Raw genomic sequence first — 14,810 nt, 5'->3', positions numbered from 1 at the left:
GGTGCCGTATGACCGGCGGACCGTCCTCTCGGCGCTGGCCGGCGGTGGCGTCGCCGCGTCAGTTGGGACAGTCCCGGCGCTGGGGTCGACGCCAGGGGCTGGCAAGGACGCCACCGTAGACGCGCTGTCCCAACTCGACGGGGGCGAGACGCCGGCCACACTCGAAGGATCGGTAACGACGGCCCCTGTGTCTGCGGGCGATCGACTACTGGTCGGAACGGACCGCGGCTGTTATGTCTTCGAGAACCAGGAGGTGACAGCGTTCGTTTCGACTCGTCCGGTCCGACGGATCAGTCCCCTGGGAGACGATCGGGCCGTGCTGCTGGTCGAGGATCAGTTCTTCCCGAACGTGCTCGCGATCGACCTCGCAAGCGGCGAGGTCGAGTGGCGAGCGGCTCGGACCCGGACAATCTTCAGCCAGGAGTTCGGGGAGATCGACCGGCAGGTACCCGTTTTCGACGCGGTCGAAGCCGGCGGCAACGTCGCTGTCGCGACGGGATACGGCGTGGTGGGCTTCGACATCGAGAGCGGCGAAGAGGTCTGGACAGTCGATCGGGATTACTACACCTGGCGAGTACGAGCGCTGGACGGAACGGTCTATGCGACCACCCAAGACGGGAAGCTGCTGGCTATCGACGGCGAGAGCGGCGACAGGCAGTACGTCACGGGACTCGCCGAACCCTTCGAGAGTGGCGGGCGATCGATCCCGCGGTCGGCGTGGGACCTCCGTCCCATCGAAGGCGGACCCGCCGACCTCGTCGTCACGACCGAGGACGGGTACGTGAAAGGCGTGCGTGCCGACGACGGATCAGTCAAGTGGGACACACAGGTTCACGAGCCCGACAGCGATGAGTTAGAATCGTATTACCGGCGGATCGGCAATCGGCCGACGATGGCCGGCGGTTCGGATCGGGCGGCAGACGGGAACTTCTGCAATCTCGAAGTGACACCGATCGACGGCGACAGGATCGCGATCAGTATCCACGAACGAGGGCAGTATGCCCCCGACCAGAACCCCGGACAGGTAGCGCTTGTCACCGCGGAAGGGGAGACCGAATGGACGAACGAGTCAATCAACCTCGCCGGGGCGAGTAACGTCTGGTTCGTGAGCGAATTCGATTCGGAGCGTCTGCTCGTGCCGTCGGCACCCGACGGAGACACGCAAACAGTGACAAAACTCGGTCTCGCGAACGGACAGGTAGGGGCGGAACTCACGATCCCGGCCGCACCGCCGGGATCGGTTCGCGCTTCGGCGGACGGGCAGGGCTATCTCGCCGATTACGGCGGGAATCTCGTGGTCGCCTCGGAATCCGGGGACCTACAGGTCATTGAGGAGGGGACGGAAGTCGTCTGGAGTTTCACCGCGATACAGGACGGGACAGTGCTGGAGGCGGACTTCACCGGCGATGGGGTCGAGGACTATCTGATCTACTCGCGAAATCAACTCGACCGGCAGCGCGGCGTCGAGTCGCGATCGCTCGTCGTCCGGTCCGGGGCGAACAGCTCGATCGTCTGGTCGCGAACGCTCGGAGCCGAGCAGTTCCATCGGGAGGGCGGTCTACAGAACCTGCAGGTGATCGACGGCGACGACGGGGTCGACTTGCTGGGAATCGAACAGCGGCCAGGCCAGGGCAACGACGAACAGATCACCCAGATCGAGCGCGAGATAGAAAATCTCGAACGAGACATCAGAAACCTCGAACGCGAGCAGCGAAACAACGACGTCGACAACAGCGACAAGATTCAGAGCAAGCAAAGCGAGATCCAGAGTTTACTCGCGGAGCTAGACGAACTCGGCGGTCGACCGACGGCTGAACTCGTCGCCCTCACCGGAACCGACGGCAGCGAGCGAGCACGGATCCCACTCGAAGTCGAAAGTAGCAGGACGCTACCTGACCTGATCGAGCCAGTTTCGATCAATACGCTGGACGAAGAGGACAACGTCGTCTTCATCGGCGGGCACAGTGGCGTTGCATTCGTCAATCTCAGAGACGAAGCAGTGACCGACTTCTGGAGATATCGTCCCGACGAGAGTGACCTGTGGCCACCGATCGAGAACAGCCAGCGAGTCAGGTACGTGAGTGTCGGTGGGTCCGGCGAGTACGAGGATATGCTCGCGATTTCGGCCGACAACCGGGTGTCGTTTGCGGTCATCGAAACCGGAAGCGAGACCGAAAACGGCGACAAGTACATCACATTCGAGAAGACGACGATGTTCGAGTCCGACGGGGAGCGAATCGTTTCCGGATCGATCCGGACGATAGCAGACCTGGATGGGGACGGCTACAGAGAGGTGTTGTGTCTGGTCCAGAAGGAAGACACGCAGACGTGGGTCGTCGTCTCGCCGGGGGATGGAGCGGTGATTGGACGGTTCGAAAGCGAAGGGAGAGTGACACCGACAGTCAGAGAGATACCGTCACCGGATGGAGGGAACGGGTTGGTGACGTGCACGAGCGACGGCGATCGCTTCACTGTCTCTGTCACCGACGGCGTCGAAGAGACGTGGCGTCACCAGGAGGATCTGTCACGACGCGGCGGCTTCGGCGAGGCGTACCGGCCGGCCGACCTCGCCGGCGAAGTCGACGGGACCGAGGCAGTCGCACTCGCGACGACGGCCCCCGAAGGTGGGGCGAAAGTTGACCTGTACGGGCTTTCGGGCGGTGATCGTCTGAAGCGGATCGTCCTCGAACCGTTTGAGACGGTCGATCCCGACGACGAGCCGCTCGCACCGGCCACTCGCGTCCAGCGACTGCCCGCAGCCGACGGCGAGGAGCCGAATATCGGTGTGATCGCGGACCCCACTGGTGAGGGAGACGCTCGACTGTACGTCGTCGATCCGCGCGAAGGCGAGGTCCTGATCAGCGGGGACGCCGCCGACGGATCGTTCGTCGAATTGGACTCGGAGGTCGGGATACTTGCCAGTGACGCCGGACTCCGAACGGTCGACGCGACGGCGGGAGTCACGCTTGACGCGAGCGGCGGCCCGGACGTGACGCTGTCCTGGGAGTTCGACGACGGGAGCGACCGAGTCACGCGGGTCACTGTCGGGGAGCAACCGGTCGCGATCACGACCGACCGGTCGACGACAGTACGGTTGCCGCCCGGCGAGCACACCGTCAGCGTGGCGGCGACCAGTCCGGACGGGTTCACCGTCTACGACAGCACGACACCGTCGGTAACGGGCAGTTCCATGGCCGATACCCTGCTGTACGCGGCGGCGGGCGCCTCGGTGCTGGGGCTGTTCGGCATGCCGATCGTCAACGCCGTTCGACGGAGGGTGCAGCGATGATCGAAACGACAAATCTGACAAAGCGCTTCGGCGAGACGGTCGCAGTCGACGGCATCGATCTGACTGTCGAAGAGGGAAGCGTTCACGGGTTCGTCGGACCCAACGGCGCCGGCAAGACGACCGCGATGCAACTGCTCGTGGGACTGTTGAGCCCCTCAGAGGGTGCGGCGACCATCGGTGGGAAACCCGCCGGCTCGAAGGCCGCCAAGGAACTGCTGGGATACTCCCCGCAGGAACTGGCGCTGCGGGAGTCGATGACCGGCCGCGGCTATCTCGAGTATATGGGGCGGGCCGCAGGGATGAGTAAGTCGGACGTACGCGAACGGGCCGACGAACTCCTGGCGTGGCTCGATTTGGAGGAGGCGGCCGGCCGGCGGGTCGGCTCCTACAGTGGCGGGATGCAACGGCGACTCAGCCTGGCCCAGGCGATGATCCACGAACCCGAGTTGCTCATTCTGGACGAGCCGACGACGGGACTAGATCCCTCGGGCCGACAGAAGATTATGGACGCACTGCGAGAACTCCCAGAGCAGGGGATGACGGTGTTCGTCAGCAGCCACGTGCTCGCGGAACTCGAACAGTACGTCGGGAAAGTGACGATCCTTCGGGACGGCGAAATCGTGATTACCGATACGATCGACGCCGTCCAGCAGGCCTACGGCGGGCAGGCACTGGCGGTCGAAACCGACGACGACGAGCGCGTCGCCGAACTGCTGGCCGATGTCGAGGTGGCCCGCAACGTCGAGATTGAGGACGGTCGCCTGCTCGTGATGACCGACGACGCCGACGAACTCCGCAATCGGTTGCAGGGGCTGTTGGTCGAACACGATATCTCGCTGCGGTCGATGTCCGAGGCCGGGACCCTGCAAGAAGCCTTCGCGGACATCTTAGAGGAGGGGGAACAATGAGCCTCCGACTGTTCGTCTCCGGGGCCGTCAGAGACAGCACCCGGCCAAAGATCCTCGCGGCGTTTCTACTTCCGTATTTCGGGGTGACGGTCCTGCTCGCGACAGCCCTGGGGAACACGGGCCACGAGAATCTCGGGAGCGCGCCGCTTTTCACCCAGGAGCAGGTCCTGCTGGAGCTGTACGCACAGCTGTCGTTCGTCTGGCTGGTCACTTTCCCGCTGGTGCTGGTGGCGGTACTCGCGGCGACGAACGTCGCAAGTCACCTCGAATCGGGGACTTTCCGGGTGTTGTTGAGCAAGCCTGTGAGCCGCTGGGAGCCGCTTGTCGGGGCGTTCATCGGGATCGTCATCGTGGGCGTACTGGCGACGCTGTCGGGACTGCTGGTCGGTGGGGTCGCCCTCTACTCGACGACGGGGACGAGTACGCTGGCGCTTGGCGGGAGCGTCCTCACGTTATTGCCGGGGACGCTGGTGTATGCGCTGGTCGTTACGACAGTGGCCGCGGCGGTCGGGACACTGCTGGCGGTCGTCACCGGGACGCGCCTGCAGACTGCTCTCGGGACGGCGCTGATCCCGGTGTTGTTCTTCGCGTTTATGTTCGTCCGCTTTCTGCCGGTCGGAGATCTCTATACGGATCTGTTCCTGTACGTGCCGGACGTCAACTACCATCTCGGAAACGTCTACGCTACCGTCCACGGTACACTGGGGGTCGAGTTTACCCCCGCTACACGGGAGGCGATCTCGACTGTCTCGGGTGTTTACGATGTCGGTGGCGTCTGGACTGATCCGCTTCTCGGCGGGATAGGCGGGTCGACACCGCTTGCAGGCTATGTGCCCCCAATCGTCTCAGTGATCGTCGTCGGACTCGTCGCCATCGCCGCGCTCGCTGGGGCCGTCTATCGCTTCAAGCGGATGGACGTGCCCTGAGCACGACCGGCTGTCCGTTCACTCCTCCGTGACGTTCTCACGCAGGTGTTGCTCGTAGTAGGCTTTGACGAACAGACCGCCTGCGATGCCGATCGCGACCGCGATGTATCGTTCGTCGTCGCTTATCCGACTCGCTAGTCGGCCTCGGACTGGCGCAGTGTGCGGCCCGCGCGGAGTCCGCTGCGGAGCGCGGCCCGCGTCCGACCGATGCCCTCAACCCAGTCGCCGGCGAGCGCCAGGTCGTCCTCCAGCGTCGCCTCGCGAAGCGACTCGTCGGGGCCGTGGGTCGGGATGGCGTCGCCCCACCGCTGGTACTCCCACCAGGCCGGTTCCCCGAGGCGATCGTCATCGAGCAGTTCGACGACGCGGTTGGTCGCCGCCTCCGAGGCGGCCGCGGGCGACGTCTGGGGGTGTGTGACGGCCCAGCTGGGGCCGAACTGAACGATGAGGACGCCCCGTCCCTCGGGAACGTGGCCGGGCTTGTGGCCCTCGTTGGACACCCAGGCGACATCGTAGACGTCCTCCTCGCTGACGAGGCCGAAGAAGTCCGTCTCGATCTCGAATGGATAGCCCAGCGCGACGGTGTCCATCGTCCGGTAGGGGATGTCCTCGACGGCCCGGACGAGGTCGTCCCTGACCGGGTTGTCCCACACGGCAGTCTCGAACAGCACCGACGCCGACGCGCCGGGAACGGCCAGCACGACCGCGTCGAACGCGCGCTCGCCCTCGTCTGTGGTGACAAGCCAGTCGTCCGCGCGCCGTTCGAGGCGGGTCACGCCGACGCCGACCTGCAGATCGGCCCCGCTGTTCTCGAACAGCGCCCGCACGATGCCGTCGAGCCCGTCGGGGGTCGTCCAGCGCGTGTTCTGTGGCACTTCCCCCGACCGGATCTCGCCGCCGGCGGTGAACTGCTCGACCGGCGACTCGATCTCGACGGCTACGTCGCCGGCGGCGTCCTCGATCACGGCTTCCAGATCGCTGTCGCCCAGCTCGAGGTAGTTCGCACCGAAGTCGAAGATACAGCCCTCCCGACGGCGGCTTGCCATCCGGCCGCCGACAGTATCCATCTCGTAGACAGTCACGTCCGCGTCGTCCAGTGCATAGGCCGCTCCAGCCCCGGCGATGCCCCCGCCGACGATGCAGATCTCTTCGTCTGTCATGCTCTCACTTTGGCCAGCACGAACAAAAACCCCACGTAGGGACGGATACGAGAGCGCCGATTCACCAGAGCGGCCGCCGGAACGATCTCCGAACCACTATGAACGCCCCCGTCGTACGCTCGGGCGTGGAATTACACGTCCGTTACGAGGGCGACGACGACCCCGACAAGTGTAGCGCCCGCAAGCTCGCCCGCTTCGACCTCGCGGAGTTGCACCGCTCGACGCGGGCGACGCCGCCGGGGATCGTCCTCAACCCCTTCGCCGAGCAGGCGCTCTCGCCCGCCGACGCCGACCACGACCGACTGGTCGCGCTCGACTGCTCCTGGGAGACCGCCCAGCGGGAGGCGTTCGATCTCGACGGCGTTCACCGGGCGCTCCCGTTTCTCGTCGCCGCCAACCCCATCAACTACGGGACGCCGTTCCGGCTCAACACCGTCGAGGCCTTCGCCGGCGCGCTCGTCATCCTCGGCGAGCGCGAGCACGCCGAACGGACCCTCTCGAAGTTCTCCTGGGGCCATACCTTCCTCGAACTCAACGAGGAACCGCTTCGCCGATACAGCGAGTGTGAAGACTCAACGGACGTACTCGACGTGCAGGACGACTACCTCGTCGAGGAGTGACCGAAAAAAACGAGTCGAAACGGGCCGTGCGTTCGACGACAACAAACTGTTCGAACTGGCTCAGGAGTACCAGAGCCGGACCAACCACATAGACTACACCGAGATCATGAACCGGCTTGGAGCGGATTCCTTCGACCGCGAACTCGAGGCGTCGTAATTTATCCGGCAGGAATTACCGATTCTTGAAAGAGAATTTAACGGACACATAAAATTCCTTCGGTGGTTCTCAATATTTGGGAGAGGAACGCCGGTTTATCCTTTCGAGGGTCTGAGTCGCAGGAAAACGGATGTCTGTACTTGCCCAATCACTCGCCGGCGGAGGGATCGTCCTGCCGATTCTCGACGGGCCGTTACAGCTGTCGCCCGAGATCGCGAGCCGGGCGCAGTTCGGGTGGACGATCAGCGTCCACATCCTCTTTGCGGCTCTGTCGATCGGCCTCGCACCGTTTATTGTCTACTTCACCTGGAAGAGCGTCCGGACCGACGACGAACGGTTCGAACGGCTTCGGTCGTTCTGGATCAAGGTGTTCGCCGCCGGGTTCGTCATGGGGACGGTCACCGGGATCCCGATGAGCTTCCAGTTCGGGACGAACTTCCCGCAGTTCTCCTCGGTCGCCGGCGAGATGATCGGCGGCCCGCTGGCCTTCGAGGCGAAGATGGCCTTCTTCCTCGAGGCCGTCTTCCTCGGAGTGTTGCTGTTCGGCCGGGAGCGAGTCAGCGACCGGACGTACGTCCTCTCGTCGGTGCTGGTCGGGTTCGGGGCCTGGCTATCGGGCTTCTGGATTCTGGTCGTCAACTCCTGGATGCAGACGCCCCGGGGCTACGAGATGGTGCCGGAAATGGTGATGGGTCAACAGATGGAGGTCGCGAAACTGACCGATCCCATCGCGGCGTTCTTCAACCCGCGGATGACCTGGATGTACGTCCACATGATCAACGCATCGGTGATCGCGGTCGCGCTGCTGGTCGCCGGCGTCTCCGCGTACATCGTCTGGAAGAAACGCGACTCCGAGGCCTGGAACACCGCGCTGAAGTTCGCCGTGTTGATCCTGCTGGTCTCGGCACCGCTGCAGGCGATCCACGGTGACGCCTACGGCCGCCACGTCGAGGACACCCAGCCACAGAAGTTCGCGGCCATGGAGGCCCACTACGAGACCGGTACAGCTGATCTCCATTTGTTTGCAGTCCCGAAAAGTCCCGACGCGCTGACCGATCCGCGGGCGGAGAACCTCTTCACGATCAGCCTGCCGAGGGTCGGCTCGTTCCTCGCGAGCGGGGGTGATTTCGACGCCGAAGTGCTCGGGTTGAACGAGTACGAGGAGAACCCGCCGGTCGCGCTCGTGTTCTGGTCGTTCCGGATCATGGTCGGACTCGGCTTCCTGTTCATCGGGCTGGCGCTGTGGGGCGGCTATCTGATGTACCGGGATCGGCTGTCGGATAGTACCCGCTACCTGAAGGCGATGATCGTGGCGTCACCGCTCGGGTACGCCGCTCTGCTCACCGGGTGGTACGTCACCGAGATCGGCCGCCAGCCGTGGGTCATTCAGGACGAACTCACGACCAGCGAGGCCGTCTCCTCGACGCTGTCGGGCGGGGAGGCGACGCTCACGCTGGTCGGGTTCCTCGTCATCTACGGGGCGCTGGTTCTGGTCGCTCTGTACATCCTGCGGTGGCTCATCCAGGACGAACTCCGGGAACTGGGCGTGAAAGAATCCGCCGGGGATCGCTGGTACGGCCCGATCCCGGGAGTGAGCGACGATGACTGAACTGCTGTTGCCCGTCGACTCGTATCTCGTCGAGCCGCTGCCGGAGATCTGGTTCGGCCTGGTCATGTTCGCGCTGACGATGTACATCGTTCTCGACGGCTTCGACTTCGGGATCGGGATGCTGTACGCGACTCAGGACAACGACCACGATCGGGAGACGCTGTTGTCGGCGTTCGGTCCGGTCTGGGACGCCAACGAGGTGTGGGTGATCGCCTTCGGGACGATGACGCTCGCGGCGTTTCCCGACGTCTACTCCCGACTGCTGTCCGAGCACTACCTGCTCGCGCTCGGGTTCGTGCTGGCGCTGCTGTTCCGGGGTCTCGGACCCGAACTCCGCGAGCAACGCGACGACGAGCGCTGGCAGCGCTACTGTGACTACTCGTTCATCGGCGGCAGCCTCTTCGCGCCGCTGTTGTTCGGGATGATCGCCGGTCGGTGGGTGTTCGACGCGGCGACGCTGTCGCTACCGACGCTTCTGACCGGGATCGGTCTGGTCGCCGTCTCGGTCGTCACCGGCGCGGCGTTTCTGGCGGCCAAGACCGGACCTTCACTGGCCGGCGAGATGCGCGATTACGGCATCATCGCGACGCTGGCGTATCTGGGAGGCGTCGTCGCCCTGCTGGCGGTCGTCGTCGTCACTGACGCAGGCGGCCACGCCGGGACGGTCCTTTCGATCCCCGGCGCGGCGATCGTCGTCCTCTCGGCCGGGGCCGGGCTCGGCGGGATCGTGCTGGCCGGCCGCGGCGAGTATCGCGCCTGGCTGGCCACCGCGTTAGCGCTGCCGGTCCTGTTGAGCCTCCTCGTTGCCCTGCTGTTGTACCCGACGATCTACCCGCCGACTGGCCTGACTGTCCAGGAAGCGGTCGTCTCGCCGCTCGCGCTGAACCTCACGACTGTCCTCGGCGTCCCGGTCCTGTTCGTGGTCCTGTGGTACTTCAAGTTCCTCTACGGCGTGTTTAGCGGCCCCCTCGAAGGTGAGGGGTACGGAGCCTGATACGTACACGCGACTGGAAACGATCGCTGTCATCCGTCGGCTTGCGGGCGACGGAAACACCGCTCACGGACGAGAGAACACTCCGCCGGAGAATTCGAAAAAGGCAGCTCGTGTGACCGGATGAACGCTTCGCGTGCGCCGATCAGTCTTCGGCGGGCGGATCGACGTTTCGGCCGAGTCCTCTGACCAGCGCCAGTGCGACGCCGAGACCGGCCTTGACTTCGGGGTCACGCAGCGCTTTCGCGAAGCCGATCGCGCCGACCGGCTCGGGCTGTTCGCTCGTGGCGTCGCCGACGGCGTGCAACACCGACTCCAGCCCGCGAGCGACGTCCTCCTCGCTTGCGGTATCGGCTACGCCGCCGAGTTCCGACCCCAGATTCGAGAGGCTCATCACCATCTCGTCGTCCATCGCCCCCATCAGCAGCGAGGCGATCTGGGCGAGTTCTAGCAGGTCATCAAGCGTGCCGGTCCGCTGGATCTGCGCGAGCGATTCCAGCCCTGCGGCCAGTTCGTCGGCGTTGGCGTCGGCGGCCTCGACGAGCGACCCGAGTTCGGCGGCGTCTGCGGACGGCTCCAGCGACTCGTCCCCTCGAATCGAGAGGTCGTCACCTTCGAGCAACGATTCGATGTCCGGCGTCGTCGCGTCGGCGTCGAGCCGTTCGAGCAGGCTCGCGACGGCCTCGGGGTCCTCTTCGACCAGTGTCTCGAAGTCGTCCGCCTCCGCGGCTTGGCTTTCGCTCATCTAGATCAACCCCCTGGCGGTCAGCCAGTAGGACTCGTTGTAGCCGAGTTTCGCCCAGTGGATCGGCTTCGAGGGCTCACGCATGGTCGGCTCGGAGCCGTACTCGAAGGAGACGAACGTCGCCTCGTCCATCCCGGTCTCGATGAAGCAGACCGTCTTCCCGTCGAAGGTCGCGGTCGGCACGCCGCCACGGATCCGGGTTGCGATCCGGTCAGCGACCGTCCCGGCCTCGTAGTGGGCGACACTGCCCGCTTTCGAGGTCGGCACGTCCGCGGCGTCGCCGATCGCGTAGACGTCCTCGGCGTGTTCGGCCTCCATCGTGTGCTGGTCGACGTCGACCCAGCCGCTGTCGCCGAGACCGGCCTCCTTGATGAGGTCGCTTCCCTCGTGTGGCGGGATGCCGACCAGCAGGTCGTAGTCGAGTTCTTTGCCTTCCATCGTCTCCAGTCGCTGGGCGTCGGGGTCGACCGACTCGACGTTGAAGAACGTCTTCACGTTGACGTCCCGTTCCTCGAAGATGGGCGTCACCCAGTCGGCGATCGACTGCAGGCCGTGGGGGCGCTGGATCGGGTACGTGTAGGTGATCTCGACGTCCTCGCGCAGGCCGCGCTTGCGCAGCCAGTCGTCGGCCATCAGCGTGAACTCGACGGGCGCGGCCGGGCACATGTGCGGCACGCCGATCACGCTCAACACGAGATGCCCCTCGCGGAACTCCGCGAGTTCCTCTTTGAGGGCCTCGGCACCGTCCGGACCGTAGAAGTGGTGGCCGCCCTCGGCGAGGCCGGGGACGTTGTCGGGCGCGAGGTTCGCGCCGGTCGCCAGCACGAGCTGGTCGTAGGCGAGCCCGCCGCCGGAGGCGAGCGTCACCTGCTTGCGGTCGGTGTCGACGCTCTCGACGCGGTCGACCCGGAACTGCACGTCACGGGGTAGCAGGTCCGTAATCGGCTTCGTCGCGTCCGAGACGTCTTTCTTGTCGAAGGGCACGTACAGGTACGCCGGCTTGTAATACTGCTTCTCGCCGTCGTTGATGAGCACGACCTCGACCTCGCCGCTGTCCAGTTCCGGTTCGAGTCGCTCGGAGAGTCTGTTCGCCAGTACCGTTCCGCCGGTTCCGCCACCGACGATGACGATGCGTTCTGTCACGGGCGATCACCGTTGTCTTGTCCAATCATTACACTATCAGTCCGTCTTCTCGACGTAGATGCTCCAGTAGTCGTCGCGCTCGACGGTGTCGAGCAGTTCGTGGCCAGCCTCGTCGACCCACTCGGGCACGTCGCCCTTCGAACCGCTGTCGCTGGTCTGGAGTTCGATTACCGTCCCTGGCTCGGCGTCCTGAATCTTGCCGATCAGGTCCATCAGCGGGCCGGGACAGGCTGCACCGCGCGAGTCGACCGTTTCGTCGGGGGAAATGGATTCGCTCATGATAATCACCTTATACGAACAGCACCTGTTTGTCCGATGCCTCCCGCAGGAAGCCGGAGACGCCGAGCACGTCGTCGAAGACGTCGACGTAGTCGTCGAGGTCGTTGTCCATCAGGTCCATCACCATCTCGCAGGCGTAGACTTCGAGCGGGCCGAGGTTCTTCGCCCGTTCGAGCTGTTCGGTGAACAGCGGGACCTCGTCGCCGTCCGATTCGAGCATCGCGTAGCCCGCCGGTCCGGCGACCTCGAAGTCGCCGCTCTCGACGGTCTCCTTCTCGAAGGCCGTCAGGCCGTTCATCGTCGCGAACACCTGCACCGGCGTGTCCGATGCCGCGGCGATCGAACCGATCATACTTACCGCCTGCACTCGCTCGAGCTCTGCCGAGGCGAGCACGATCGCGTATCCGGTCATCCTTGGGTCACACTTGTCTGTAGTGGTCTGGATATAATAGTATTGCGCTGTATTTCCAACGACGTGGAAATCATAACGATCATTGTCTCTAGTCCTGGTTCTGCTCGATTTCGCGAACTCGCCGGCGGCCGTCCAGGACTATCCGGTCGTCAGGATCGACGAAAACGACGCCGGTGACGGCGAGTGGCGGACTGTCGACCTGACGGACGGGACTCTGAGCGACGTGGTCGCGACCACCAAGCAGTACACTGACCTCGTCACGTGCGGGACATACGAATGACACTGCTTCTCTATTGAACTCCCTAAATAATTATTAGATTTTTATACTAAATAGATAAATGCCTTTTATCACACAACCCGGGTCAGTTCGTGAATCCTGTCTGCGACCGCAGTCATGGTTGATACGGTCGGTTGTAATACTGCCGGCTGTAACAAACTGAAGGAATTCGCCACCCCGGGGTGGCGAATATCTTTACGAACTTACAGCCGGCAGTATCAGTTCTCCCTCGATGAGGGAATCCGCCGTCAGTTCGACTGCCGCTTCCCGTTCGGTCGACGTGATGACCGCAACCGTATACCGGTCTCAGAAAAACGGTCGAGTCCGATTGGAAACGACGAGATACGGCCGTACCCCGCTTTTGAACGTCGCTGGCGCGAGGATGAGACTGCCCTGTGCGTAGGCCATCCTACGCGTTCGCTCCCAGATTCGGCGCGTCGTCAGCCCACTCGTCATCGGTACCGTAGGCGTCCTCGCCGTACTCAGCTTCGATCTGCTGGAGGCTCACCACGTTCGCGATCTCCGAGGCCGCGACATCTTCAGCGACCGCCCAGTAGGAATCGACCTTCCGAACGAGACCTCTCTCGTGAAGTCGGGAGAGAGTCTTGTAGACGCTGGAGCTTTGGCGCGACAGTACTGACGGCTGTTTCGTGCGGACCTAGTCGCTCTGGACTCGCGGGGCGAGCATATAGGTGACCTGGCCCTGCCCTTCGGCGATCTCGAAGTGCAGCTTCACGGGGAACTCCTCGCCCAGATCGACCGTGACCTCGGCATCGGAGGGAATCGCCTTGTTCATGTCCTTGAGATAGTCCAGCGAGAACAGCGAACTGGCCGGCCCGGCCGTGAGATCGATCAGGTCCTCGGCGGTGAGTTCGAGATGCACGTCGTCGGTGTCGCCCTCCGCGTCGACGTAGAACAGTTCGTCAGTGTCGTCGACGCCGAGTTCGATGTGATCGGAGACCATATCGGAGGCCTTGACTGCGCGGTCGATGTCTCGTCCTTCGAGCACGATCTCAGCGGGAAGGTCGAGATCCGGCAAGTCGGGCTCCTGGCGGATCGAGTCGGGGTTGATCAGCGCGAGCGTGTATTCCAGTCCGTCGATGGCGATGTGGAGCTTGCGAGTCTCTTCGTCGAGTTCGAGGTGAATCAACTGGTCGGAGTCGGCCATCCCCGCGATGTCCTCGAGCCGCGAGAGGTTGACGCCGATGAGTCCGCCGTCGGTCTCGTAGGATTCGAACGCCGCGGCGCTCAGTGAGAGATCGACCATCCCGACGTTGGCGGGATCGACCGCCCGGATCTCGAGCCCGCCCTCTTCGAGGTGGATCTTGCACTCCTCGACCAGCACGCTGACGGAGTCCAGCGTATCCTGCAGCGTGTCGGCGCTGACGATCGCGTTGAACATCTTGGCCTCCGCTACGCCCCCATTCATTAAAAAGTCCCTCATTGTACGCGCGTCCGCGACCCGTCGGCCGTGGCCCCTATCCGATGTCACGCCGTAAACGCCACATGCGCGAACTCGCCTTCGCCCTCGCGTACGAGCCGGGGTGCAACAGGGTTGCCGACGCCCTCGCCGAGCACTCGGATGCCCGGATCCGGTCGCTGTCGCTACACGCCACTGACGACCGTCTCTGGCGAGTCGACCACGCGACGGGATCGAGCGAGGCGCTCGATGCGATCTCGGCGGCGTTCCTCGACACTGAGTACTACGCCGACTGCCTGGCGACCGAAGACTGCGAAGCGACCCAGACGACCGAAGTGCTCGAACACACCGACAGCGCGCTCGTGCTCTACTCCCGGTGGGAGCGGTCCCCGACCTGCATTTCCGTCCCACACATCGCTCGCACGCACCTCGGCGACGGGCTGCTGTTCGAGACCCGCCACGAGGCCCGCCACTACACGTGGCGGATCATCCACTCCGGATCGGGCGACGTGACCGCCTTCTTCGAGGACCTCGACGCGGCTGTCGGCGACTGTGCACAGCTGGAGATGCTGCGGACCGCGGAGGCTCCAGATGCGGCCGGTGAGCCGAGCGGCACGAGCGGGCTCGCACCCGAACAGGAAGCCGCACTCCGGGCGGCCGTCGAACATGGGTACTACGAGTCCCCACGGGCGGTCGACGTCGGTGAACTCGCCGACCACCTCGACGTGCCCCGATCGACGCTCACCTATCGTCTCCGGCGAGCCGAACAGTACCTCGCGAAACGGTACGTGGGCGGATCGCAGTTCCCCGGCTCACGACCCGACGGGAGATTGGAATATTCCAACTAACCCTTATCGATCCGAGACCCCTAGAC

14 protein-coding genes are annotated in these 14,810 nt (G+C 64.2%); 8 read left to right on the top strand and 6 right to left on the bottom strand.

Annotated elements, in window-relative coordinates:
- The first annotated feature begins 1 nt into the window (after window position 1).
- The 3 genes from HSR122_RS00345 to HSR122_RS00335 are packed head-to-tail and all read left to right on the top strand — an operon-like array spanning window position 2 to window position 5,123.
- Window positions 2-3,289 carry an outer membrane protein assembly factor BamB family protein gene (locus HSR122_RS00345; RefSeq protein ID WP_229110678.1) on the top strand — a complete coding sequence of 1,096 codons (3,288 nt, stop codon included), beginning with the start codon at window positions 2-4 and terminating at the stop codon, window positions 3,287-3,289.
- Complete coding sequence (locus HSR122_RS00340) at window positions 3,286-4,197, top strand: ABC transporter ATP-binding protein (RefSeq protein WP_229110677.1); 912 nt, start codon at window positions 3,286-3,288, stop codon at window positions 4,195-4,197. Before HSR122_RS00345 ends, HSR122_RS00340 begins: the two co-directional genes overlap by 4 nt.
- A complete protein-coding gene (locus tag HSR122_RS00335; protein ID WP_229110676.1) occupies window positions 4,194-5,123 on the top strand; it encodes an ABC transporter permease in 930 nt (309 codons plus the stop codon). The genes HSR122_RS00340 and HSR122_RS00335 overlap by 4 nt, the downstream gene beginning before the upstream one ends.
- A 134-nt stretch (window positions 5,124-5,257) precedes the next feature.
- Here the strand turns inward: HSR122_RS00335 and HSR122_RS00330 are convergent, their stop codons facing one another.
- The gene (locus HSR122_RS00330) at window positions 5,258-6,283 is read right to left on the bottom strand and encodes an NAD(P)/FAD-dependent oxidoreductase (protein ID WP_229110675.1); all 1,026 of its coding nucleotides are present in this window, start codon (window positions 6,281-6,283) and stop codon (window positions 5,258-5,260) included.
- A gap of 125 nt (window positions 6,284-6,408) precedes the next feature.
- Here HSR122_RS00330 and HSR122_RS00325 point away from each other — a divergent pair, with 125 nt between their 5' ends.
- The 3 genes from HSR122_RS00325 (at window position 6,409) to HSR122_RS00315 (ending at window position 9,663) form a co-directional block, all read left to right on the top strand.
- A complete protein-coding gene (locus HSR122_RS00325; protein ID WP_229110674.1) occupies window positions 6,409-6,903 on the top strand; it encodes a DUF367 family protein in 495 nt (164 codons plus the stop codon).
- 287 nt (window positions 6,904-7,190) lie between these two features.
- Window positions 7,191-8,669: a cytochrome ubiquinol oxidase subunit I gene (locus HSR122_RS00320; protein ID WP_229110673.1), complete on the top strand. Its 1,479-nt coding sequence runs from the start codon at window positions 7,191-7,193 to the stop codon at window positions 8,667-8,669.
- A complete protein-coding gene (locus HSR122_RS00315; protein WP_229110672.1) occupies window positions 8,662-9,663 on the top strand; it encodes a cytochrome d ubiquinol oxidase subunit II in 1,002 nt (333 codons plus the stop codon). The genes HSR122_RS00320 and HSR122_RS00315 overlap by 8 nt, the downstream gene beginning before the upstream one ends.
- 142 nt (window positions 9,664-9,805) lie before the next feature.
- On the opposite strand, the gene HSR122_RS00310 is transcribed toward HSR122_RS00315, so the two are convergent.
- Genes HSR122_RS00310 through HSR122_RS00295 form a run of 4 tightly spaced genes read right to left on the bottom strand, consistent with a single transcriptional unit; the run spans window position 9,806 to window position 12,239 of the window.
- A complete protein-coding gene (locus HSR122_RS00310) occupies window positions 9,806-10,405 on the bottom strand; it encodes a DUF1641 domain-containing protein (RefSeq protein ID WP_229110671.1) in 600 nt (199 codons plus the stop codon).
- Window positions 10,406-11,548, bottom strand: coding sequence for an NAD(P)/FAD-dependent oxidoreductase (locus tag HSR122_RS00305; RefSeq protein ID WP_229110670.1), 1,143 nt, complete (start codon window positions 11,546-11,548; stop codon window positions 10,406-10,408). It abuts the gene before it with no gap.
- Window positions 11,549-11,584: 36 nt separating this feature from the next.
- Window positions 11,585-11,827 (bottom strand): sulfurtransferase TusA family protein, encoded by a 243-nt coding sequence (locus HSR122_RS00300; protein WP_229110669.1) that lies wholly within the window; start codon window positions 11,825-11,827, stop codon window positions 11,585-11,587.
- A 10-nt stretch (window positions 11,828-11,837) separates the two neighbouring features.
- Entirely contained in the window at window positions 11,838-12,239 is a 402-nt protein-coding gene (locus HSR122_RS00295) for a hypothetical protein (protein ID WP_229110668.1), read from the bottom strand.
- An 82-nt stretch (window positions 12,240-12,321) separates the two neighbouring features.
- Between HSR122_RS00295 and HSR122_RS00290 the strand changes: the two genes are divergently transcribed.
- Window positions 12,322-12,519 carry a hypothetical protein gene (locus HSR122_RS00290; protein ID WP_229110667.1) on the top strand — a complete coding sequence of 66 codons (198 nt, stop codon included), beginning with the start codon at window positions 12,322-12,324 and terminating at the stop codon, window positions 12,517-12,519.
- Window positions 12,520-13,174: 655 nt separating this feature from the next.
- Here HSR122_RS00290 and HSR122_RS00285 read toward each other — a convergent pair.
- Window positions 13,175-13,918 carry a DNA polymerase sliding clamp gene (locus tag HSR122_RS00285; protein WP_229112229.1) on the bottom strand — a complete coding sequence of 248 codons (744 nt, stop codon included), beginning with the start codon at window positions 13,916-13,918 and terminating at the stop codon, window positions 13,175-13,177.
- A gap of 104 nt (window positions 13,919-14,022) precedes the next feature.
- Between HSR122_RS00285 and HSR122_RS00280 the strand changes: the two genes are divergently transcribed.
- Window positions 14,023-14,784, top strand: a complete 762-nt coding sequence (locus HSR122_RS00280; RefSeq protein WP_229112228.1) for a helix-turn-helix domain-containing protein — start codon at window positions 14,023-14,025, stop codon at window positions 14,782-14,784.
- The last annotated feature ends 26 nt before the right edge of the window (window positions 14,785-14,810 follow it).

Source organism: Halapricum desulfuricans (assembly GCF_017094525.1).
Taxonomy (GTDB): domain Archaea; phylum Halobacteriota; class Halobacteria; order Halobacteriales; family Haloarculaceae; genus Halapricum; species Halapricum desulfuricans.
The sequence above is the reverse complement of the archived record's forward strand: the minus strand, read 5'-3'. Positions and strand labels throughout refer to the sequence as shown.